Annotated in this window: 15 protein-coding genes and 1 tRNA gene; 10 read left to right on the top strand and 6 right to left on the bottom strand. The window is 64.5% G+C overall.

The genetic code is table 11. From position 1 onward, the window contains the following. Positions 1–1,491: a nicotinate phosphoribosyltransferase gene (locus tag ABD842_RS00905; RefSeq protein WP_345108706.1), complete on the bottom strand. Its 1,491-nt coding sequence runs from the start codon at positions 1,489–1,491 to the stop codon at positions 1–3. A gap of 257 nt (positions 1,492–1,748) precedes the next feature. Here ABD842_RS00905 and ABD842_RS00900 point away from each other — a divergent pair, with 257 nt between their 5' ends. Beyond that, positions 1,749–2,996, top strand: a complete 1,248-nt coding sequence (locus tag ABD842_RS00900; protein ID WP_345108704.1) for an efflux RND transporter periplasmic adaptor subunit — start codon at positions 1,749–1,751, stop codon at positions 2,994–2,996. Positions 2,997–2,998: 2 nt separating this feature from the next. Then, entirely contained in the window at positions 2,999–4,465 is a 1,467-nt protein-coding gene (locus ABD842_RS00895; protein WP_345108702.1) for a TolC family protein, read from the top strand. A 247-nt stretch (positions 4,466–4,712) separates the two neighbouring features. Here the strand turns inward: ABD842_RS00895 and ABD842_RS00890 are convergent, their stop codons facing one another. After that, positions 4,713–5,114 carry a YybH family protein gene (locus tag ABD842_RS00890; RefSeq protein ID WP_345108700.1) on the bottom strand — a complete coding sequence of 134 codons (402 nt, stop codon included), beginning with the start codon at positions 5,112–5,114 and terminating at the stop codon, positions 4,713–4,715. Positions 5,115–5,505: 391 nt separating this feature from the next. Between ABD842_RS00890 and ABD842_RS00885 the strand changes: the two genes are divergently transcribed. The 6 genes from ABD842_RS00885 (at position 5,506) to ABD842_RS00860 (ending at position 12,570) form a co-directional block, all read left to right on the top strand. Then, positions 5,506–6,174: an ABC transporter ATP-binding protein gene (locus ABD842_RS00885; RefSeq protein WP_345109237.1), complete on the top strand. Its 669-nt coding sequence runs from the start codon at positions 5,506–5,508 to the stop codon at positions 6,172–6,174. A 57-nt stretch (positions 6,175–6,231) separates the two neighbouring features. Then, entirely contained in the window at positions 6,232–6,825 is a 594-nt protein-coding gene (locus ABD842_RS00880) for an RNA polymerase sigma factor (RefSeq protein WP_345108698.1), read from the top strand. After that, complete coding sequence (locus ABD842_RS00875; protein ID WP_345108696.1) at positions 6,815–8,062, top strand: ABC transporter permease; 1,248 nt, start codon at positions 6,815–6,817, stop codon at positions 8,060–8,062. The genes ABD842_RS00880 and ABD842_RS00875 overlap by 11 nt, the downstream gene beginning before the upstream one ends. Positions 8,063–8,110: 48 nt before the next feature. Continuing rightward, the gene (locus tag ABD842_RS00870; protein ID WP_345108693.1) at positions 8,111–9,301 is read left to right on the top strand and encodes an ABC transporter permease; all 1,191 of its coding nucleotides are present in this window, start codon (positions 8,111–8,113) and stop codon (positions 9,299–9,301) included. A 399-nt stretch (positions 9,302–9,700) separates the two neighbouring features. Next, positions 9,701–11,089 (top strand): sigma-54-dependent transcriptional regulator, encoded by a 1,389-nt coding sequence (locus ABD842_RS00865; protein ID WP_345108691.1) that lies wholly within the window; start codon positions 9,701–9,703, stop codon positions 11,087–11,089. Positions 11,090–11,259: 170 nt separating this feature from the next. Next, complete coding sequence (locus ABD842_RS00860; RefSeq protein ID WP_345108688.1) at positions 11,260–12,570, top strand: sensor histidine kinase; 1,311 nt, start codon at positions 11,260–11,262, stop codon at positions 12,568–12,570. Between the two features lie 47 nt (positions 12,571–12,617). On the opposite strand, the gene ABD842_RS00855 is transcribed toward ABD842_RS00860, so the two are convergent. The 3 genes from ABD842_RS00855 to ABD842_RS00845 all read right to left on the bottom strand — a co-directional run bounded on the left by ABD842_RS00855 (position 12,618) and on the right by ABD842_RS00845 (position 14,216). Continuing rightward, entirely contained in the window at positions 12,618–12,983 is a 366-nt protein-coding gene (locus tag ABD842_RS00855; protein WP_345108685.1) for an STAS domain-containing protein, read from the bottom strand. Positions 12,984–13,301: 318 nt separating this feature from the next. Then, positions 13,302–13,955, bottom strand: coding sequence for a response regulator (locus tag ABD842_RS00850; RefSeq protein ID WP_345108683.1), 654 nt, complete (start codon positions 13,953–13,955; stop codon positions 13,302–13,304). 186 nt (positions 13,956–14,141) lie between these two features. Continuing rightward, positions 14,142–14,216, bottom strand: a tRNA-Arg gene (locus ABD842_RS00845). Between the two features lie 120 nt (positions 14,217–14,336). Here ABD842_RS00845 and ABD842_RS00840 point away from each other — a divergent pair. After that, on the top strand, positions 14,337–15,518 hold the full coding sequence (locus ABD842_RS00840; RefSeq protein WP_345108680.1) for a DUF2652 domain-containing protein: 1,182 nt from the start codon (positions 14,337–14,339) through the stop codon (positions 15,516–15,518). Between the two features lie 161 nt (positions 15,519–15,679). On the opposite strand, the gene ABD842_RS00835 is transcribed toward ABD842_RS00840, so the two are convergent. Beyond that, on the bottom strand, positions 15,680–16,915 hold the full coding sequence (locus tag ABD842_RS00835; protein ID WP_345108677.1) for a Pycsar system effector family protein: 1,236 nt from the start codon (positions 16,913–16,915) through the stop codon (positions 15,680–15,682). Positions 16,916–17,183: 268 nt separating this feature from the next. On the opposite strand from ABD842_RS00835, the gene ABD842_RS00830 reads away from it, so the two are divergent. Further along, the gene (locus ABD842_RS00830; RefSeq protein ID WP_345108674.1) at positions 17,184–21,074 is read left to right on the top strand and encodes a metallophosphoesterase; all 3,891 of its coding nucleotides are present in this window, start codon (positions 17,184–17,186) and stop codon (positions 21,072–21,074) included. Positions 21,075–21,232 lie beyond the last annotated feature (158 nt).

Raw genomic sequence — 21,232 nt, 5'->3', positions numbered from 1 at the left:
CTATGCCGGCCGCTGGGGCCGCTTCTCCAGAATCAGGCGGTTGCGGTACTCGTGCAGGGTCAGCTCCAGGCCCACGGGGTAGGTGTGGGGGTTCAGGAAGCGGCGGATGCTGGGGTCCAGGCTCTGCACTTCGCGCTGGGCGTGGGCGCGGCTTTCGGCCAGCGTGGGCAGGTCCAGCACCAGCCGGCCCCGGCGAAACACGGGCTCCAGCAGCTCCCGGTACTCGGCCCCGGCACGCACGGGCCGGCGGCGGGTGTAGTCGGCGGGGTCGACGAGGGTGAGCTGGTCGGGGAGGGGCTCGGCGGTATTGTAGAGCATGTCGGCCCGGGGCTTGCCGTACTCGTTGAGGTAGCGGCGCACCTGCAGAATGCCCGGAATGCTGGTTTTGACGAGCTGCTCGCTGAGCTTGATGGTGAAGTCCCAGCCCGCGTCGTCGGCCCGGCGCAGGGCGGCCAGCTTGTACACGCCCCCCAGGGCGGCCTGGTTGTAGGCCGTCACGAGCTGGGTGCCGACGCCCCAGGTGTCGATGCGGGCGCCCTGGCTTTTGAGGCTGATAATGAGGTTTTCCTCCAGGTCGTTGCTGGCCACGATGCGGGTTTTCTGAAAGCCGGCCTCATCCAGCAGGGCCCGGGCCTCGCGGCTCAGGTATGCCAGGTCGCCGGAGTCGAGGCGGATGCCGCCCAGCTCGTGGCCATCGGCGCGCATCTGCCGGGCCACGCTGATGGCGTGGCGCACGCCTTCCAGCGTATCGTAGGTATCCACCAGGAACACGGAGTCGTCGGGGAAGGCCTGGGCGTAGGCGGCAAAAGCCTTTTGCTCGTCGCCGAAAGCCTGCACCCAGCTGTGAGCGTGGGTGCCGCGCACCGGAATGCCGTAGCGCTGCCCGGCCAGCACGTTGGAGGTAGCATCGACGCCGCCCAGATAAGCCGCCCGACTGGCCCCGAGGCCGCCGTCGAAGCCCTGGGCGCGCCGCAGGCCGAACTCCAGCACCTGATCCGTCGGCCCCGCCGCTTCGCGGATACGGGCGGCTTTGGTGGCAATGAGCGTCTGGAAGTTGACCAGGGTGAGCAGTGCCGTTTCGAGCAGCTGGGCCTGCAGCAGCGGCCCGCGCACCCGGATCAGCGGCTCGTTGCCAAACACCACCGTGCCCTCCCCGATGGCGTCGATGTCGCAGCTGAATGTCAGGTCGCGCAGGTACTCCAGAAACGGCTGGGGAAATAACCGGGTGCCCTTGCTGCCCTGCAAACTGGCCAGATAGTCGAGGTCTTCGGGAGTAAAGCGGAAATGCTGCAGCCAGTCGACGGCCAGCGCCAGGCCGGCCGCCACGGCGTAGCCGCCCTGAAACGGGGCGCGGCGGAAGTACAGGTGAAAGACGGCCTCCCGGTCCTGCATGCCCTGCTGCCAGTAGCCGTAGGCCATGGTGAGCTGGTAGAGGTCGGTGACCAACGACAAAGACGGGGCGTAAAGGCCGGAAAGCGGGGCTGGGTTCATGCGCAAAATCGGAACGAGGGCAACACGGCGGCAAGGTACAGTGGCGCCGCTACATGCCGGCCCGCCTGCCGCCGCCCCCGCGCGGCGGCGGGCCGGACGCGGGGCTTTCAGTTCCGAACAGAGTGTTCGGTTCCGGACAATATTGTGGAGCGCCAGGGGGGGCTTGTTTGTGCGTTTGTTTTTGATAGTGAGGTATTTGCAGGAATGGCACGGGCCTTGGCTGACAGGTAGGGAATCCTTACCTCTCCTGCACGAAAATGGACAGAGCAATTTCTTCCGCCACCCAAACCCAGCGCCGGCGGCACCGCTGGCTGCTGGCCGCCGCCGGGCTGCTGCTGGCCGTAGCAGCCCTGCTGGCGTTCCGCGCGGTGCTGCAGCCCGGCATCAGCCGCACCCGGATCCTGACTGCCCGGGTCGAAACCGGCGACGTGGAAGCTTCCCTCACAGCGGCCGGCCTCGTCATTCCGGGCCGTGAGGCGGTGCTGACCAGCCCCATTCAGAGTACCATCCGGCGGGTAGCCGTGCAGGTGGGAGAAAAGGTGCGCCCCGATCAAACCATTCTGGAGCTCGACAAAGAGCTTACTTCCAGCGCCCTGGCCAAGCTCCAGGACGGGCAGCAGCAGCACCGCAACAAGAACTCTCAGCTGCAGCTCAGCCTGGAAAAAGCGCTGAACGACCTGCAGTCCCAGCAGCAGGTGCAGCAGGTGCGCGTGCGCAGCCTGCAGTCGGCCCTGCGCGACGAGCAGTACCTGCTCAAAGTCGGGGGCGGTACGGCCGAGAGCGTGCGCCAGGCCGAGCTGAGTCTGAAAGTGGCCCGCCTGGAGCAGCAGCGGTTGACGGAGCAGATCCGCAACCAGCGCGCCGCCAATGCGGCCGACGTGCGGGAGCTGGGCTTCACGATGCAGATTCAGGACCGCAGCATCGCGGAGCTGGCCGGCAAGCTCAGCCAGGCCAACGTCAGCAGCCAGCAGGCCGGGGTGCTGACCTGGGTGAACGAGGACATCGGGGCCACCGTGCAGCCGGGCGACGTGCTGGCCCGCGTGGCCGACCTGAGCAGCTTCCGGGTGCGGGCCACCATCTCCGACGCCTACGCCGACGCCCTGCACCTGGGCGACGCGGTGGTGGTGCGCCTGAACGGGACGGACCTGCGCGGCGCCATCAGCACCATCAGCCCGGCCGTGGACAAAGGCGTGGTCACGTTTTACGCCCGCCTCCACGACGACCACCACCCGGCCCTGCGCGCCAACCTGCGCGCCGACGTGTTTGTGGTGACCAAGGCCCACCACCACGCGGTGCGGGTCAAAAACGGGCCGTTCTACCAGGGCGGCAAAGAGCAGGCGGTGTTTGTGGTGCGCGCGGGCAAGGCCGAGCGGCGCGCCGTGCGCTTCGGCGACAGCAACTTCGACTACGTGCAGGTGCTGAGCGGCCTGCAGCCCGGCGACGAAATCGTGCTCAGCGACCTGAAAGACTACCTGGATAACCCCGTGCTGACTATCAACGACTAGCTATGAAACGTTTTTCCGTTCTGCTGCTGGCCGGCCTGGGCGCTGCCCTGGCCCCCGCCGCTCTGGCTCAAACTAGTCTGCCGGCCCCGGTGAGCCTGCCCGAGGTTATCAGTCAGGCGCTGGCGCAGTCGGCGGTGGCCCGGCAGGCGTTTACGACCCGCGAAACCAGCTACTGGCAGTACCGCGCCTACCAGGCCAACTACCGGCCCCAGCTGGCGCTGCAGGGCACGGTTCCCAACTTTAACCGCGTCATTACCCCCGTCGTGCAGCCCGACGGCACCACCGACTTCCGGGCCGTGCGCATCAACAACGCCAACGTGGGCCTCACGCTCACCCAGGCCGTGGGGCCCACCGGCGCCCAGGTGTCGGTCAGCTCGGGCGTGCAGCGCTTCGACGACTTCAACCGCCGCGCCCGCCTCTACAACACCCAGCCCATCGGCATCGGCATCAGCCAGCCCATCGGGCGCTTCAACAGCCTGCGCTGGGACCGGAAGATTGAGCCCCTGCGCTACGAGGAGTCGGGGAGGCAGTACGTGGAGGAGCGCGAAACCATTGCCCAGCGCATCACGGAGCTGTATTTTGACGTGCTGCTGCAGCAGGTGAATGCCGAGGTGGCCCGGCAGAACGTGGAGGCCAACGAGGAGCTGCGGCGCCTGGGTCAGGAACGGTTCCGGCTCGGCCGTCTTTCGGAAAGCGACCTGCTGCTGCTGGAGCTCAACGTGCTGGGCGCCCGCAAAGCCCTCGGCCAGGCCCGCCTCGACGCCGAAAACGCGGCCCTGAGCCTGCAGACCTACACCGGCCAGCCGGCCGTGGCCCTGCGCCTGAGCGTGCCCGCCGCCACGTCCGTCGCCGCCGTGGCCCCCGACCAGGCCCTGGCTCAGGCCCGGCAGAACCGCCGCGAAACCGTGGCTTTCCGTCGCCGCCTGCTCCAGGCCGAAAGCGACGTGGCCCAGGCCAAGGGCAGCACCGGCTTCCAGGCGACGCTGCAGGCCAACCTGGGCTACGTGAACAGCGCCCAGAACTTCTGGACCACCTACAACAACCCCCAGAACCAGCAGCAGGTCAGCCTGGGCTTCGCCCTGCCCGTGGTCGACTGGGGCCGGCAGAAGTCGGTGGTGAAAACGGCCGAGCTGAACCGCCGGCAGGTGCAGCAGACCGTGGCCCAGGAGCAAACCTCCTTCGAGCAGACCGTGCTGACCCAGGCCGGGCAGCTGGGCAGCCTGCAGGAGCAGCTAACCCTGGCTGCCCAGGCCGATTCGCTGGCCCAGCGCCGCTACGGTATTGCCCAGGCCACCTACAAAGTCGGCCGCATCAGCCTCACCGACCTCACCATTGCCCTGGCCGAAAAAGACCAGGCCAAGCGCGCCTACATTGCCGCCCTGCGGGCCTGCTGGGTGGCCCACTACCGCCTGCGCGCCCTTACCCTCTACGACTTCGCGCTGCAGCAGCCGCTGGTGGCGGGAAAGTAAAAAGTGAGTGCTAATAGCAACAATCGGCTGCCATCCTTCATCTGGCGTACGCAGAGCGCAGGACCTGCCTCTGCGGCTGGTGCCAAATTCTGTAAAACGCACAAAGCCCTCTACCGCGCAACGGTAAAGGGCTTTGCTCATTTTAAATTGCTTGCAGCGACGGAAGAGCAAGGGCCTGCCCTCTGCTGCGCGCCGTTCAGGCTGACCGCCTCTGTTGGGGAATGGCAGCCCCGAAACCCGCCTGCTTTTACGACTGGGCCGGGGCGGGCATGCTCGTGTTCCAGATGTCCTGGTGCAGCTTCCACTGGCCGGCTTCCTCTTTCCAGACCACCAGGTACTTGCCCTGGTCAATCTGCTGGCTGTTGGCGGCAAACAGGGTGTAGGTGCCCAGCTCGATGGCCGTGTCTTCCAGCTCCTCGATGTCGCGGGTTTTGAGCTTCACCTGCTTGATGCCCATGGCCATGGCGCTCTGCCAGAACGTCTGGATGCCTTCCGCCCCCCGAATGGTGTCCATGCCCGTGGGCAGCAGCACCCCGGTGCTGGTGTAGAGGCGGGCAATTCCGGCGGCATCACCGCGGGCGAAGCTGGCCTCAAACGAGTCGTTGGCGCGCCGGATTTCGTCGCGGATGCTGGTGGCGGTGGTAGGCATGGCTGGTGGGGTTAAGGTGGGAAGAACATTGTAGGAGTAAGATATAACTTATTTGCAGACCGAGCACCGGGGGTACGCCGGTGGGCGCGGCCTGTTTTGCGGGGCCCGAACGCGCGAACCGCAAAAGCGTCCGCCCCGGCCGTCAGATCCGAACACGTTGTCCGTTTCCGGACAATATTTGCCCGGGCTTATTTGAGTGAATTGTAAGTAAGAAGCTGATAAGCAGCTGTTTTTGAACTTGGCACAGCGCTTGGCTAAGTAAGAGGGAATCCATTGGGCGCTGCCCCAAAACCGGACAACTTCCTTCCGCCTCCAAACCGCTTCCACCATGACCCCGACCACTGCTCCCCACATCGAACTGATGCCCCCGCCGGCTGCCCCGGCTTCGGCCATGCTGACGCTCACCAACATTGAGAAAGTCTATCAGACCAAGACCATCGAGACGGTGGCCCTGAACCGGGTGAACCTGACCATCGGCAAGGGCGAGTTCGTGTCTATCATGGGGCCCTCGGGCTGTGGCAAGTCGACGCTGCTGAGCATCATCGGGCTGCTCGACGAGCCCACCAGCGGCACGGTCGAAATCGAGGGGCGCCCGGTTACGTCGTACTCCGACAAGGAGCTGGCCCGGCTGCGCAACGAGAAGATTGGGTTCGTGTTTCAGAGCTACCACCTCATCAACGACCTCTCGGTGCTCGACAACGTGGAGCTGCCGCTGCTCTACCGGCCTGGGGTGAGCGGCAAGGAGCGCCGGCAGCGTGCCCACGCCGCCCTCGACAAAGTAGGCCTCAGCGCCCGCACCAGCCACTTCCCCAGCCAGCTTTCCGGCGGGCAGCGCCAGCGCGTGGCCATTGCCCGGGCCCTGGCCGGCAACCCCGAAATCATTCTGGCCGATGAGCCCACCGGTAACTTGGACTCGGTGATGGGCGAGGAAATCATGGACCTGCTGCTGGACCTGAACCGCCAGAGCGGCGTGACCATCATCATGGTCACCCACGATGAGCATCAGGCGCTGAAAACCGAGCGCGTCATCCGCTTCTTCGACGGCAGCCAGGTCAGCTAAGCCGGCTTCCCACTTCCCTATCCGCCGTATTCCGGCCCCCTATTCTATTTCTACGCCATGAAAACGACTTTCCCACCCGCCTTGTCCGATGCGGAGCTGATAGCGGCCTGCCGCCGCGGGCAGCGGGCCGCCCAGGAGCAGCTCTACCAGCGCTTTGCCCCCAAGATGCTGGCCCTGTGCCTGCGCTACGTGCGCAGCCGCTGGGATGCCGAGGACGTGCTGGCCCGGGGCTTTCTGCAGGTGTTTCGCCACCTGCACCAGTACGACGGCTCGGGCTGCCTGGCAGGCTGGGTGCGCCGCATCATGGTCAACGAGGCCCTGGGCTGGCTGCGCCGCCAGCCCCGCTTTACTCTGAATATTGATGACTGCCCCACCGCTCACCTGGCCACCGACCTGCCCGCCGCCGACGTGGCGCTGCAGGCCGCCGACCTGCTGCGGCTGGTGCAGGAGCTGCCCGCCGGCTACCGGGCCGTATTCAACCTCTGCGCCATCGAGGGCTACACCCACCCCGAGGCGGCCGCGCTGCTGGGCATTGCCGAGGGCACCAGCAAGTCGCAGTTGGCTAAGGCCCGGGCCATCCTGCAGCGGCGCGTGACGGCCCGGCAGGCTTCTTCTCTCACCTCTTCTGTTCCCCTGCGTTATGCTGCTTAGCTACCTCAAAATCGCCTGGAAAGTCTTGCTGCGCCGCAAGTTCTTCACCTTCATCAGCCTGTTCGGCATCAGCTTCACGCTGATGATTCTGCTGGTGGTATACGCCTTCTACGACCACACCATGGGCCCGCACACCCCCGAAAAAAAGGTGGACCGCCTGGTGTTCGTCAACCGCATGACGGTGACCTTCAAAGAGGGAGGCCAGAACAACGGCACCGCGAGCTACAGCTTTCTGGAGCGCTACGTGCGCCCCATGCGTACGCCCGAAACTATTTCCATCAGCTCCTACTTTGGCTCGACGGCCGCCTACGTAGGCGGCCACAAGCTCGATGTGGACCTGAAGTACACCGACGGACAGTTCTGGCAGGTGCTCGATTTCGACTTTCTCGAAGGCCGCCCCTACACCCTGCAGGAAGTAAAGGAAGCCGCCCACGTAGCCGTGATTAATGAGCGCACCAGCCGCGAGTATTTCGGGGCCGTGCGCGGGGTGGTGGGCCGCACGCTGGAAACCGACCGGGTGCGCTACCGCATTGTGGGCGTGGTGAAGGACGTGCCCGGCATGCGCTTCAACTCCTATGCCGATATGTGGGCCCCCATCACCACGGGTACCGCCGACGCCAAAGACCCCAACTACTTCGGCAACTGCCTGGCCATCATGCTGGCCCGCACGCCCGCCGACGTGCCCAACGTCGAAGCCGAGTTTGACCGGGTGGTAGCGCACGTGCCGGTGCCCGACCCCAAGGTGCACGAGAAAGTAAAACCCCACGCCGGCACGCTGCTGGCCTCTACCGTGCGCTTCTTCAACAACAACAGCGGCCCCGACGATGGCGTGAGCAAAATGTTGGGCGGCGCCCTGGTGCTGGCCCTGCTGTTTATGCTGCTGCCGGCCCTGAACCTGGTTAATATCAACGTGAGCCGCATTCTGGAGCGCTCCTCCGAAATCGGGGTGCGCAAGGCCTTTGGGGCCACTTCGGGCACGCTGGTGCGGCAGTTTCTGATTGAGAATGTGTTTTTGACGCTGCTGGGCGGTGTGCTGGGCCTGGTGCTGGCGGCCGTGGTGCTCCGCATCATCGACGGTAGCGGCTTTATTCCTTACACCACCCTCACGCTCAACCCGCGCATCTTCGCGGGGGGGCTGCTGCTGAGCCTCGTGTTTGGGCTGCTGTCGGGAGTATATCCGGCCTACAAGATGTCGAAGCTGCACGCCATGCAGGCGCTGAAAGGCGGCAGCAAATAACTACTTCCTGACTTCCGGCTCCTCTCTCCCAGCTTCTATCTTCTTGCCATGCTACGCCATCTGTTTACGCTCATCTGGAACCGCAAGCGGGCCAATGCGCTGCTCATCACCGAAATTTTCTTCGCCTTCGTGGTGCTCTTCGTGCTGGGCAGCCTGCTGCTGGATAACTACCGCAAATACACCGCCCCGCTGGGTTTTGCCTACGAGCACGTGTGGATGGTCGACCTGGACCCCAACGGCCAGCCCGTCTCGAAGCAGGATGCCAACTTCACCCGGCTTATCCAGCACCTGCGGGCAATGCCCGGCGTGCGCAACGTAGAGCGCACCCGCTCCAATACACCCTTCTCCTTCAGCGACAGCCAGGTGGACCTGACAGTAGACGGCAAAGAGGTGGGCAGCGACAGCTACTACGTGGGCGACGAGATGGATAAGGTGCTCGATCTGCGGCTGGCCGAAGGCCGCTGGTTCGACCGCCGCGACGAAGTGGCTACGCATCAACCCGTGGTTATCACCCCGGAAACGCGCCAGGCCCTGTTTGCCAACGGCCCGGCGCTGGGCAAGCTCATTCGCACCAAAGACGACGAGCTGCAAGTAGTGGGCGTGCTGGCCACGCCCTTCCGCAGCCGGGGCGAATTCCAGGAAATTGCCCCAGCCCTGTTCCACCGCAGTGAGGCCCTGGTGAGTCCCAAGGACTCCGTCAATTTCGACCAGCCCAAGCTGTTGATCCGGGTGCAGCCCACGGCCACCGCCGAGCTGGAGCAGCGCCTTGCCAAGGAGGTGGCCGCCACCACTGGCGGCTGGAAAACCACCGTGACCACGCTGACCGAGGAGCGCGCCATCCGCATGAAGTTCGCGCTGGCCCCCATGGGCATGATGGTGCTGGTGTGCGGCTTCCTGATCATTAACGTGGCCCTGGGCCTGTTTGGGGTGCTCTGGTACAACATCAGCCAGCGCCGGGCCGAAATCGGCCTGCGCCGGGCCGTGGGGGCCAGCGCCGGCATCATCAGCGCGCAGTTTCTGGGTGAGGTGCTGGTCGTTACCACCTTTGGGCTGGTGCTCGGGCTGCTGGTGGCGGCGCAGTTTCCGCTGCTGGGCGTGATGAACATCAAGCCCGCCGTGTACCTGGCCGGCATGGGCGTGGCCTCGGTGCTGGTGTACATGCTCACGGCGTTGTGCGCCCTGTACCCGAGCCGGCTGGCCGCGGGCATCCGGCCCGCCGTGGCCCTGCGCGAAGACTGAGTCCGGCACCGGGTCGGAATCGGGGGGCCAACCTCCGATTTCGAGCGTGCTACCCCCGAATTCAAGCTAAGGAGGCCCGAATTCGACCTAACGAGGACCGATTTTGAGCTAACGAGGCCCGATTTAGCCCCTCGTTAGCTCGAATCCGGTCCGTTTTTGGCCGAAATAGAGCTTCCGAAGTCCGATTTCGGACTGCCGAGGGTCTATTTCGGGCAAAAGTGGCTCCTTACCGAGAGTCAGACCTTCGGAATCAAGCCACTTTTGCCCGATTTCGAGGGTCCGACCCCCGATTTCAACCTCCGGACCCCCGATTCCGAGGGTCCGACCCCCGAAATCAAGGGTCGGACCCCCGATTTTCTCCCCGGCATTGCCGTCCTTCGCAGCAACTACCTTTCCTCTATGATTCTTATCGTCGATGACGACCTGGCCATCCGGACTTCGCTGGGGCTGCTGCTCAAGCAGGCCGGCTACGCCACCCAGGCCGTCGCTACCCCCGAAGCCGCCCTGGACGCCGTGCGCCTCGCCACCCCGCAGCTGGTGCTCATGGACATGAACTACTCCCTCGAAACATCCGGGCAGGACGGCCTGCAGCTGCTGGCCCAGGTGAAGCAGCTGGCCCCGCCGGTGCCCGTGATTCTGATTACGGGCTGGGGCTCCATCACCCTGGCCGTGGAGGGCATCAAGGCCGGGGCCGCCGAGTTTGTGACCAAGCCCTGGAACAACGACGCGCTGCTGCAGACCATCCGCACCATCCTGGCCCTGCACGAGCCCGCCGCGGCGGCTGAGGCGCCCCGCCTCAGCCGCCGCGACCTGGACCGGCACTACAGCTTCCGCGACATCGTGGGGGAGGATGCCCAGCTGCTGCACCTGCTGCGCAGCGTGGGCCAGGTGGCCGCCACCGATGCCTCGGTGCTGATTGAGGGGGAAAGCGGCACCGGCAAGGAGCTCATTGCCGAGGCCGTGCACCAGAACAGCCACCGCCGCCAGCAGCCCTTCGTGAAGGTGAACCTGGGCGGCATTTCGTCGTCGCTGTTTGAGAGCGAGATGTTCGGCCACCGCCGCGGGGCCTTCACCGACGCCAAAGCCGACCGGGTGGGCCGCTTCGAGCTGGCCAACAAAGGCACCATCTTCCTCGACGAAATCGGGGAGCTGGATCTGAGCAGCCAGGTGAAGCTGCTGCGCGTGCTCCAGGACCGCACCTACGAGGTGCTCGGCGACAGCCGCGCCCGCAGCCTCGACATCCGGGTAATCTGCGCCACCAACCGCAACCTGGCCGAGCTGGTGCAGGAGGGCCGCTTCCGCGAAGACCTGTTCTACCGCATCAACCTGATAACCGTGCGCCTGCCCGCCCTGCGCGAGCGGCCCGACGATATACCGCTGCTCGTGCAGCACTTCGTGCACCACCTGCGCACTACCTACCACCGGCCCGCCCTGAAAGTGGGCACCCGCGCCCTGCACTGGCTGCGCGAGCTGCCCCTGGCCGGCAACATCCGGGAGCTGAAAAACCTGGTCGAGCGGGCCGTGCTGGTCAGCGGCAAAGATGAGCTGGGCCCCGAAGACTTCCAGGCCCAGTTTCAGAAAGCCCCCACCAGGCCCGCCGCCCCCGGCGAGCTGCCCGCCGTGGGCTCCATGACTCTCGACGAGCTGGAGGCCCAGATGATCCGCAAGTCAATGGACTTCTACGCCGGCAACGTGAGCCGGGTGGCCAAAGCTCTGGGCCTGAGCCGCGGCGCCCTCTACCGTAGGCTGGAAAAGTACGCCATTCCGTTTGACGCGGAGAAGGGGTAAGCTGTGCGGCGGCTGTTCAGCTTGAACGCTATGCCGAGCGCAGCCGAGGCATCTCGCGTGCTGATGTCTGAGTACTAATTCAGAGTCAGCACGCGAGATGCCTCGGCTGCGCTCGGCATGACGGCCTTTGGGCTCAGAAATCCTTACTGTGCAACTAGCTTAATTCTCTCATGACCCTGCGCACCAAGTTCCTGCTGTTCGTTATCCTGATTCACGGCGTGCTCATCGTGCTGGCGGGACAGGTGCTGCGGACCAATGCGCCGCTGTTTGTGGGGCTGGAGGGGCTGCTGCTGGTGTCCATCATCCTCACCGCGCAGCTGTACCGGGGCTTCGTGCGGCCGTTTCAGCTCATTGCCGCGGGCACCGAGGCCATCCGGGCCAGGGACTTTTCGATGAAGTTTGTGCCCGTGGGCCAGCGCGAGATGGACCAGCTCATCGACGTCTACAACCACATGATCGACGAGCTGCGGCAGGAGCGGGTAACCCAGCACGAGAAAAGCTTTCTGCTGGAGCGCCTGCTGCAGGCCTCGCCCGCCGGCGTGCTGCTGCTCGACTTCGAGGGCCGCATCGAGACGCTGAACCCGGCCGCCGCCCAGTGCCTGCAGCTGCCCGTGGCCGAGCTGCTGGGCCGCAAGCCCGGCGAGCTGCCCGGCGAGTGGGGCCCGGCCCTGAGCACGCTGCACACCGGCCAGCCCCAGGTGATTCGGCTGTCGGGCATCCAGACCTACCGCGCCCACTGCTCCCACTTCCTGGACCGCGGCTTTACCCGCAACTTCATCGTGCTCGAAGAGCTGACTCAGGACTTGATCCGGCAGGAAAAGCTGGCCTACGAGAAGCTGATCCGGATGATGTCGCACGAAATCAACAACTCCATCGGCGCCATCAACTCCATTCTGCAAAGCTTCAGCTACTACGCCCCCCAGCTGCGCGCCGACGACCAGCCCGACTTCCGGGAGGCCCTGGAGGTATCCATCAACCGCAATACCCACCTGGCCAACTTCATTGCCAACTTCGCCAACCTGGTGCGGCTGCCGGCCCCCAACCGCCAGCCCTGCGACGTGCACGAGCTGCTGCGCGCCATTCATCGCCTGCTGCTGGTGCAGAGCGAGAAGCGCGGCATCCGCTGGCACTGGGAGCTGGCGCCCGGCCCGCTCTGGATCAGCCTCGACCAGCAGCAGCTGGAGCAGGCCCTGCTCAACATCGTCAAGAACGCCCTCGAAGCCATCGGCGAAAACGGCAACCTGACCGTGCAGACCACCGCCCGGCCCCCCGTGCTGCGCCTGCTCAACGACGGCCCCGGCATTGCGCCCGAGGTGCAGCCCCGCCTGTTTACGCCCTTCTTCAGCACCAAGCGCGACGGCCAGGGCATCGGCCTCACCCTCATCCGCGACATCCTGCTCCAGCACGGCTTTCCCTTCCGCCTCGAAACGCGGCCCGACGGCCTGACCGCCTTTACCATTCAGCTGACGGCCGCCGAATAGCGCGGGCTTCGCGGCAGAAAGCAGCTCAGCAGGCGCGCCAGCAGGCTCTACGAGCGGTGGCTCCGCCCCGCGTGGCAGTAGTGGTCGGCATCGAGGAGCGTGGGTACAATGGGCGGCTGTGAGGCGGCCGGCAGCTGCCGGAACAGCTGCTGCAGGCTCTCGTCGAGGTGGCAGAGAACCAGCGGAATGTGCCGCCGCCGCAGCTGCAGATAGTACTTGCGCAGCAGCCCGATGGCCTGGTGCGACAACCGGTGAATATGGCTGCAGTCGACCCACACGTAGGCCTTGCCGCTGTTGGCGGCCTGCCGGAGCAGCTTGGCCAGCGGCACTTCCTCCGGCAGCTCGTCATTCTCGGCCAGAATCAGCAGGTAGCTGTCCGGTAAAATCTCGTGGTATACTTGCAGGGCGGGCATGGCGGTAGGGTTGGGTGGGATGCAACGAACGAGCTTATAAACACGGTATTAGCGCAGTATAGGCTGCAGCTGCATATACGTTTCCAGCGCCAAAAGGTGCAGCATCGCCAAGGCGCGTCAGGGAAGGGGAAGCCAGCCCAAAGCAGATTGCCGGGGCCGGGCCGGGGGCGTCGGGTCGTGCTCCTGGCCGGCGCCGAGCAGGTGCAGGCCGCGAATGGAGAAGGGCGTTTCGGGAGCCGTGTCGTAGATGGTAGTGGCCGTGCACTGGCTGCCTTCCGCCAGGGTGCGCCCGCCCAGCTGGGCCGCAGCCCAGCCCGCTTAGTCGATAAGACCCTGGTTGACGGCAAATTTTATCAGGGCCGCGGTATTCTTGGCCTGGGTTTTCTCGATGATGTTCTGCCGGTGGGTTTCGATGGTGCGCTTGCTGGTAAAGAGCTTATCGGCAATTTCGGCGTTGGTGAGGCCCTCGGCAATGAGCTTGAGCACTTCCAGCTCCCGGCCCGACAGGTCGCTGGGCGACCTGGTGCCCGGCTCCGGCGACTTGTCCGGGGCCAGCTGGGTGAGCTTGCGCAGCATGTCCAGCCCGAGCTCGGTGCACAAAAACAGCCGCCCTTCGGCCACCGTGCGGATAGCGTACATGATTTCGGTGCTGTCGGCATTTTTGAGGATGTAGCCCCGGGCCCCGCCGTCCAGGGTGCGGGCCACGTACTTTTCGTGGTCGAGCATGGACAGAATCAGGACCTTGACGGCCGGATAGTGCTTCTGCAGCTGGGCCAGCGCCCCAAAGCCGTCCATGCCGGGCATGTTCAGATCCAGCACCACCACGTCGGCCGCTGTGGTAGTGAGCAGGTCCAGCAGCGCTTCCCCGCTGGCCGCTTCGCCCACCACCTGCAGATCCGGCGCCGCCGACAGCAGCGCCCGGATGCCTTCCCGGAGAATGGTGTGGTCGTCGGCGAGGATGATACGAATCATGGCAGTACAAAGTAAGAAGCGGTAAAAAGCCGGCAGGCCCCGCGCCGGAACAGCCGCAGCTGCGCCGCAAGGACCCGGCAGGGCGGTGGCAGCTCAGGCCGGGGCACGCGGCAGACACAGCAAACCAAGCCACTGGGCCGCAGCTAAAATGCCCGCCCCTCATTAGCTAACGAGCGGCGGGCATTTTGGTGGCCCCGGCGAGAATCGAACTCACATCTAAAGTTTAGGAAACCCTTGTTCTATCCGTTGAACTACGGGGCCAAAGCCTGCGGCGTCCCAAAGGTAGGCCGAATCGGGCGGCGGCCCAAACGCCGGCGCCGCGGCCGCATACCCCGGCGGTCTGGCGCTGCTTCCGGGTTTCTTTCCTAGCTTTCCGGCCATATGGGTTTACTGGATGACATGCACGCCGCCCGCCGCGCCGCCGGCCGCCGCGCCGACACTCCCGCGCCGGTCAGCGCCGACGGCATGGAGCCCGCGCTGCTGTTTATTCCCGACATCAGCGGCTTCACGCGCTTTATTCAGGAGTCGGGCAGCCCGCTGGCGCCCCAGCTGATTGCCGACCTGCTCGAAATCCTGATCGAAGCCAACATGCTGACCATGGAGGTGAGCGAGATTCAGGGCGACGCCATCCTGTTCTACCGGCTGGGCCCGCCGCCGCCCATTCAGGACCTGGTCACGCAGTGCCGCCGCATCTTCCTCGACTTTCAGAACTACGTGCGCCTGGTGGAGCGCGACCTGGACTCGGAGCTGAGCGCGGCCCTGCGCAGCCACGACCTGACCATCAAGATCATCGTGCACTTCGGGCGGGTGAGTGTGGCCCACATCCGGCAGTTTACCAAGCTTATGGGCCGCGACGTCATCGTGGTGCACCGGCTGCTCAAAAACAACATCACCGGCAACGAGTACCTCCTGCTGTCGGACGGCTACCTCGAAACCCAGGAGCCCGCCGAGCTGGCCCGCAGCTTTTCCTGGACCCGGCTGCTGCGCGGCACCTGCTTCTACGACCACCTGGGCGAAATCTGCTACCGCTACGCCTACCTCTCGCCGCTGCGCCTGCTGCTGAACGGCCCGCAGAACGGCGGCCAGACCCAGGGCAGCCAGCGCAACGCCATCAAGGTGCAGTACCCCGTGCCGGTGCCCGCGGCCTACGCGCTGCGCGTCGTCAGCAACTTCCGGCTGCGGCCCAACTGGATGCCCGGCGTACGCGACGTGCAGTACGACGTGACCAAAGCCGGCCGCCTGGGCACCAGCTACAAAGTGCAGTTCAACCGCGGCCAGATCGACTTCCAGACCGTGCAGCGCTTCGAGGAGGCCACCCGCATCGAGTACGTGGAGAAGATTTCGCTGTTCCGGCTGTTTCCCAACTCCCTGCTGTTCTATTTCATCGAGCCCGTCACACCCACTGCCTGCCTGGTGACGCTGGAATTCCGCTACGGCTACGTGGCCAGCCCCCTGCGCCTGGTGCGCTTCGGGCAGCTGCGACGCATGAAGCGGTTTCTGGGCATCGCCGGCCGGCAGCTGGCCACCTTGTGCGGGCAGATGCTGACCGGGCAGCACGCCTGAGCCTGCCCGGCAGGGCCGCAGGCGCCAGAACTCCTTTTCAACCCGAAGCCCCGGCGGAGGCATCCGCCGGGGCTTTCTATGGTGGTAGCGGCGCTTGGTTCGCCTGTCGGCCTCACCCGAAAAGGGCCAGCGGTGAGGTTGCTTTTCGGGCGAGGCCGGCTTTAGCTCTTATACAGCAGCGCAATGCCGAACGACAAGGCCGTCAGGATCAGGCCGACCATGAAAATGGTGTAGCTGGTGCGCAGCAGGCGGTATTTGCGGGTCAGCACGTCGCCGAGGTAGTAGATATCCGTCACCATGTTGGTGTAGAGGGCATCTTTCTCCCGCATGATTTCGGTCATGCCGCCCTGAAAGTCGTCGAGGCTGAGCTTGCTGAAGTTGCCGAAAAACAGCAGGTTCACCCGGCGGTTGGTGGCAATCTGCGGGCTGCGCTTCAGCCACTTGAAGCTCGTCACGTCGGGCTGGGCACACAAGATGGCCGTCACCACCGAGCCCAGGGCCGTGATGAGCAGAATACTCATGGGCACGGCCAGAATCGGGTTTTTGGAAAACAGGCTGCCCAGGGCCGCGGTCTGGCCCATCTTGGCCCCCAGATAGGTTATGATAACCGACATGAGCACCGCGTTGAGCTGAATCATCATGCTGGCCTTCTTGTCGGCCATGTCCGAGAGCTTCATGTGGTTGGAGTACATGGTCCGGAACATGGTTTCGATGCCGCGCTTGGGTTCGGCAAAGGTGCCGGTGGCTTCCTCCTCCTTTTTCTTGGCTTTCTTCCCGGTTTTCTTCAGCAGCTTGCGCTGCTGCTTGATGTTATCCTTGAACTGCTCCTTGTACCGGTCCTTGGCCGCGCCGGTGTGAAACTTGGCCGACAGCAGGAAGTTGAGCTGCGTTTCGGCCCACTCGGTGGTGGAGTAGCTCTTGCCCAGCATGGCTTCCCACTCGGCCCGCAGCAGCTCGGCGTTGGCAAAAAACTCCTCCTGGCCCATGCTGCTCATGTCGGCATCGGCCAGCAGCAGCTGCAGCTCGGTGGCGGCGGGCTCGTCGCGGTGGGTGGTTTTGATGGTTTCCTGCACCAGGGCAATCCGGTCGGCGGGGTAGCCCTGCTCGGTCAGCCACTGCCCGGCCATCTCCATGCTGCGGTACTCGTGGCCGTCGTATACTTCGGTGTAGCCCACATCGTGAAACCAGGCGGCCAGCACCAGCGCCTCCAGGTCGGGGCCGCTCAGGTTGCTGGCTTCGCCCAGGGCTTTGGCTTCCTTCACCACGGCCGCCGTATGCTTAAAGGAGTGGTAGACCAGCTGCCGGGGTAGTTTCTCCTCAAAAAGGTCGGTGACGTAGGTCTTGGCCTTTTTGAGGATTTCCGCTTTGGCGGGCTTTATTGTTTCGGTGGTTTCCATGCGGGAAGAAGAAGAGAAGCCGGGGCCGGCCGCAGCGCCGGGCCCTAACGGGCTTAGAACGCGAATCGGCAGCGGAGGTTTTTGTGGGCCCAAGGTCGGCATAATGTCGGGTCAAGCCCAACCGCAGCCCAACCGTCTGCGTACGGACCGGTCAACGGCGTCCGCGGCGTTGCGTACACTCAGTTTACGACCTTTTCTACAACTCTGCCGCCCCTATCGGGTTAGGCTTGCACAGTGCCTGCTCGTTTTTTCCGTTCCTTGCTTCTATATGAGAAGACATTTCCTGTTCTGCGCCCTGCTACTCCTTGGTAGCCTGAACGCGGCCTTTGCCCAAAAGACTCAGACGGCCCATCCCACCCGGCCCAATTACCACCACGGAGGCGAAACCTGGGAAAGCAAAACCCCGCCCGACAGCTCCCGCATCCGCTATTCCGTCTTTCTGATCGGCGACGTAGGCAAGCCCGTGCCCACGGCCGAGGGCGGGGAGCCGGCCCTGAACTTTCTGCACAGCCAGATTGTGAAGGCCGGCAGCAAAAGCACTACCATTTACCTGGGCGACAACATATATGAGTACGGCATGCCCCGTGAGGGTGCCTACGACCGCAAAGCCTCCGAGGAGCGCATGGTAGCCCAGCTCGATGCCCTGCGCGACTACGCCGGCGAGAAGTACATGATTCCCGGCAACCACGACTGGAAGCAGGGCCTCACCGGCGGCGTCGACCAGGTAAACCGGGAGCAGGCCTTCGTAGAAAACTACCTGACTTCCGACTCGGCCGCCTTCGCCTATACCGGCGACTTTTTCATTCCCCGCAATGCCTGCCCCGGCCCGTTTGAGGTGCGCGTGCAGGACGATGTGGTCATGATTGCCGTCAACTCACAGTGGTTTCTGCAAACCAACGGTGAGCGGCCCTACGGCTCGAACAGCGGCTGCGGCGTGGCCAACGAAACCGACTTCTTCACCCAGCTCGAAGACATCATTGCCCGCAACCAGGGCAAGAACATCATGGTGGTAGCCCACCACCCGATCTATTCCGACGGTGTTCATGGCGGCTACTTTACTTTGGCCGACCACTTCTTTCCGGTGTCCATCGTCTACAAGTATGCTTTCATCCCGTTGCCGATTATCGGCTCCATCTACCCGTTTGCCCGCAAGTACGGCGGCGTCAGCCAGGACATTGCCCACCCGCAGTACCAGGCCTACAAAAAGGGGCTGGAGGAGATTTTCAACAAGTACCCAAACATCATCTACGCCTCGGGCCACGAGCACAACCTGCAGTACTTCAAAATCAACTCCTGGCACCAGATTGTGAGCGGCTCGGGCTGCAAAACCCAGCACGTGCGCGCCGGCAGCGGTGCCGGCTCCATCTTCTCGGACAAGGAAAAAGGCTGGTCCCGCGTCAACTACTACGACAACGGCGAGGTCTGGACCGAGTTCTGGGTGCCCAACGATAAGGGCGAAACCGGCCGGCTGGTGTTCCGCACCCCGCTCTACGCCCAGCAGACGGCGGCCGTGGTGCAGAAGCTGGAAACCAAGCAGGTGAAGCGCCCCAACTTCGGCGACAGCACCATCACGCTGGCCGTGAAGCCCGAGTATGACGACCACAACAAGTTTCACAACTTCCTCTTCGGCGAGCACTACCGCAAGGAGTGGGCAACGCCGGTCAAGTTCAAGGTGCTCGACATGGCCACCGAGCAGGGCGGGCTGGAAGCCTACAAGATCGGGGGCGGCAAGCAGACCGCCTCGCTGAAAGTGCGCAACGAGGCCGGCCGCCTGTTCACCATCCGCGGCATCGACAAGGACCCCGGCGCCGTGCTGCCCGAGGCCCTGCGCGAAGGCGCCGCCGCCGACATCCTGCAGGACCAGATTTCGGCCCAGCACCCCTACGCGTCCTTCGCCATTCCGCCCCTGGCCGATGCGGCCAAGATTCTGCATACCAACCCCAAGCCGGTGTACGTCCCCCAGGACCCGCTGCTGGGCCAGTACCTGGAGCGCTTCTCTAACACGCCCGCCGGCTTTGAGGAAGATGCCAAGGACGACCAGAGCAACGTGGCCTCGCTGGGCAACGCCACCAACCTGGTGGGAACCGACAAGGTGCTGGAGCGCCTGCAGGACGACAACGACAACCGCGTCAACGAGAAGGAATTTGCCCGCTCCCGCCTGTTCGACATGTGGATCGGCGACTGGGACCGGCACGAGGACCAGTGGCGCTGGGCCGAGAAGAAGGACAAGGACGGCGACCGGAAATTCACCGGCGTGCCCGAAGACCGCGACATTGCCTTTTTTAAGGGCGACGGCCTGTTTCCGTTCCTGGCCTCGCGCAAGTTTGCGGTCCGCAACTTCCAGAACTTCGGCTACGACTACGCCGACTACAAGGGCCTCAACCTGACGGCCCTGGCCAACGACCGCACGTTCCTGGCGTCGGTGACCAAGGAGGACTGGGTGAAGATTGCCGAAGACATGAAGGTCTCGCTCACCGACGACGTGATTGAAAAGGCCTTCCGCACCCGCTGGTCCAAGGAAATCTACGACCTGCACGGGCCCGAAATTGTGGCCAAGCTCAAAAGCCGCCGCGACCTGCTGCCCCAGCTGGCCAACGACTACTACAGCACCCTGAACCACATTGTCGAGGTGAAGGGCAGCAAGAAGCGCGAGAAGTTCGTGGTGACCCGGCTGGAAGGCGGCAAAACCCGCGTCCAGGTCAATAAGATCAACAAGGAAGGCAAAGTCAGCAAGGACCTGTTCGACAAGACCTTCGACAAGGACACCAAGGAAATCCGCCTCTACGGCTTCGCCGGCGAAGACGTGTACAAGATTACCGGCCGCTCGGGCAGCGGCTCGCTGCTGCGCGTGATTGCCGGCACCGGCCGCGACTCCATCGTGGATGACTCGCACGTGAACGGCTGGTTTGGCCACAAAACCCAGATCTACGACGGCGACTCGGGCAACGTGATTGTGCCCGGCACCGAAGCCCGCCTGCGCCTGCAGCCCGGCATCGACGTGAACCGCTACGACGTGCACCCCCGCGGCAACCGTGGCGACTATAACCTGAACTACTTCGGCCCGGCCGCCTATTTCGGCTACAACATCGACGACGGCGTGTTTATCGGGGGCGGCGCTACGTACCGCACCTACGGCTTCCGCAAGACGCCCTTCGCCACCCAGCAGACCCTGGCGGCCAACTACGCCCCCTCGCGCGACGCCTACAATGTGCGCTACACCGGCAAATTCACGGAGATATTCGGCAATTTCAACCTGAACGTCAACAGCCAGCTCTACGGCCCGCAGCTGCTCTACAACTTCTTCGGCATCGGCAACGACACCGAGAACTTTGCCCGGGAAAACGACCGGGAAAACGTCACCAACCGCACCGTCACCAGCTCTTACCGCATCCGGTTCTCGCGCTTTACCTTCTCGCCCACGCTGGAAAAGGACGTGTTCAGCTTTCTTAAAGTCGGCTTCGGCCCCCAGTACGACCAGTTCCGCGTCGACCGCGCCCAGATCGGCAGCGTGATTCAGGACAGCCTGAACGCCACCGGCGGCCTGGAAAATACCCGCTTCGGCATCCGTGCCTCCGACTTCGGCCTGAACCGCTACGCCGGCGGCCGGGCCTACTTCAACCTCGACGCCAGCAGCTCGCCCATCAATCCGCGCATCGGCATCCGCTGGTACAACGAGGCCCAGTACAACTACCAGCTCAACGGCGAGAAGCTGCGCTACGGCAACCTGGCCACGGAAGTCCGCTTCTACCTGAGCCCGAACTTCCCCTTCCAGCTCACCTGGGCCGGCCGCATCGGCGCCAACCGCGCCCTGGGCGACTACCGCTTCTACCAGGCCAATACGCTGGGCGGCACCACCAACCTGCGCGGCTACCGCCGCACCCGCTACTCGGGCCGCAGCTCGGTGTATGCCAACGGCGAGATACGCCTGCAGCTCTTCACCTTCAACGCCTACCTGGTGCCCGGCAAGTTCGGCATCCTGGGCCTGGCCGACGCCGCCCGCGTGTACTCCGACAACGACGTGCGGACCGGCTTCAAGTCCTTCCACACCGCGGCCGGCGGCGGCATCTGGATCGACGTGCTCAAGCAGGCCGTTATCAATGCCACCTACTCGGTCGGGGAGGAGAACCTGGTCTTCGTCGGCTTCGACTTCCTGTTCTAGCCGTCCGGCCCAACCGGCCGGGGCGCGCCCGGCAGCTGCTTGTGCTTCCCCCCCCCCAGAGCCCCGACGTCACCAGACCTCGGGGCTTTTTGGTCGCCCGGCGTGCGGCAGGGCGCCGGCCGGATTGCTGCGTCGCCGCTCCCGGCCCGACCGGCTCA

This window comes from Hymenobacter algoricola (genome assembly GCF_039539525.1).
In the GTDB taxonomy this organism is placed as follows: domain Bacteria; phylum Bacteroidota; class Bacteroidia; order Cytophagales; family Hymenobacteraceae; genus Hymenobacter; species Hymenobacter algoricola.
This window is presented reverse-complemented; position numbering and strand designations above follow the sequence as displayed.

What these genes read in the sequence shown, in the direction of transcription:
- ABD842_RS00895 (WP_345108702.1), top strand. Translation starts at nt 2,999, where the DNA reads ATGAAACGTTTTTCCGTTCTGCTGCTGGCCGGCCTGGGCGCTGCCCTG.
- ABD842_RS00855 (WP_345108685.1), bottom strand. Translation starts at nt 12,983, where the DNA reads ATGCCCGCCCTGCAAGTATACCACGAGATTTTACCGGACAGCTACCTG.
- ABD842_RS00830 (WP_345108674.1), top strand. Translation starts at nt 17,184, where the DNA reads ATGAGAAGACATTTCCTGTTCTGCGCCCTGCTACTCCTTGGTAGCCTG.
- ABD842_RS00875 (WP_345108696.1), top strand. Translation starts at nt 6,815, where the DNA reads ATGCTGCTTAGCTACCTCAAAATCGCCTGGAAAGTCTTGCTGCGCCGC.
- ABD842_RS00885 (WP_345109237.1), top strand. Translation starts at nt 5,506, where the DNA reads ATGCTGACGCTCACCAACATTGAGAAAGTCTATCAGACCAAGACCATC.
- ABD842_RS00880 (WP_345108698.1), top strand. Translation starts at nt 6,232, where the DNA reads ATGAAAACGACTTTCCCACCCGCCTTGTCCGATGCGGAGCTGATAGCG.
- ABD842_RS00850 (WP_345108683.1), bottom strand. Translation starts at nt 13,955, where the DNA reads ATGATTCGTATCATCCTCGCCGACGACCACACCATTCTCCGGGAAGGC.
- ABD842_RS00865 (WP_345108691.1), top strand. Translation starts at nt 9,701, where the DNA reads ATGATTCTTATCGTCGATGACGACCTGGCCATCCGGACTTCGCTGGGG.
- ABD842_RS00835 (WP_345108677.1), bottom strand. Translation starts at nt 16,915, where the DNA reads ATGGAAACCACCGAAACAATAAAGCCCGCCAAAGCGGAAATCCTCAAA.
- ABD842_RS00905 (WP_345108706.1), bottom strand. Translation starts at nt 1,491, where the DNA reads ATGAACCCAGCCCCGCTTTCCGGCCTTTACGCCCCGTCTTTGTCGTTG.
- ABD842_RS00870 (WP_345108693.1), top strand. Translation starts at nt 8,111, where the DNA reads ATGCTACGCCATCTGTTTACGCTCATCTGGAACCGCAAGCGGGCCAAT.
- ABD842_RS00860 (WP_345108688.1), top strand. Translation starts at nt 11,260, where the DNA reads ATGACCCTGCGCACCAAGTTCCTGCTGTTCGTTATCCTGATTCACGGC.
- ABD842_RS00900 (WP_345108704.1), top strand. Translation starts at nt 1,749, where the DNA reads ATGGACAGAGCAATTTCTTCCGCCACCCAAACCCAGCGCCGGCGGCAC.
- ABD842_RS00840 (WP_345108680.1), top strand. Translation starts at nt 14,337, where the DNA reads ATGGGTTTACTGGATGACATGCACGCCGCCCGCCGCGCCGCCGGCCGC.
- ABD842_RS00890 (WP_345108700.1), bottom strand. Translation starts at nt 5,114, where the DNA reads ATGCCTACCACCGCCACCAGCATCCGCGACGAAATCCGGCGCGCCAAC.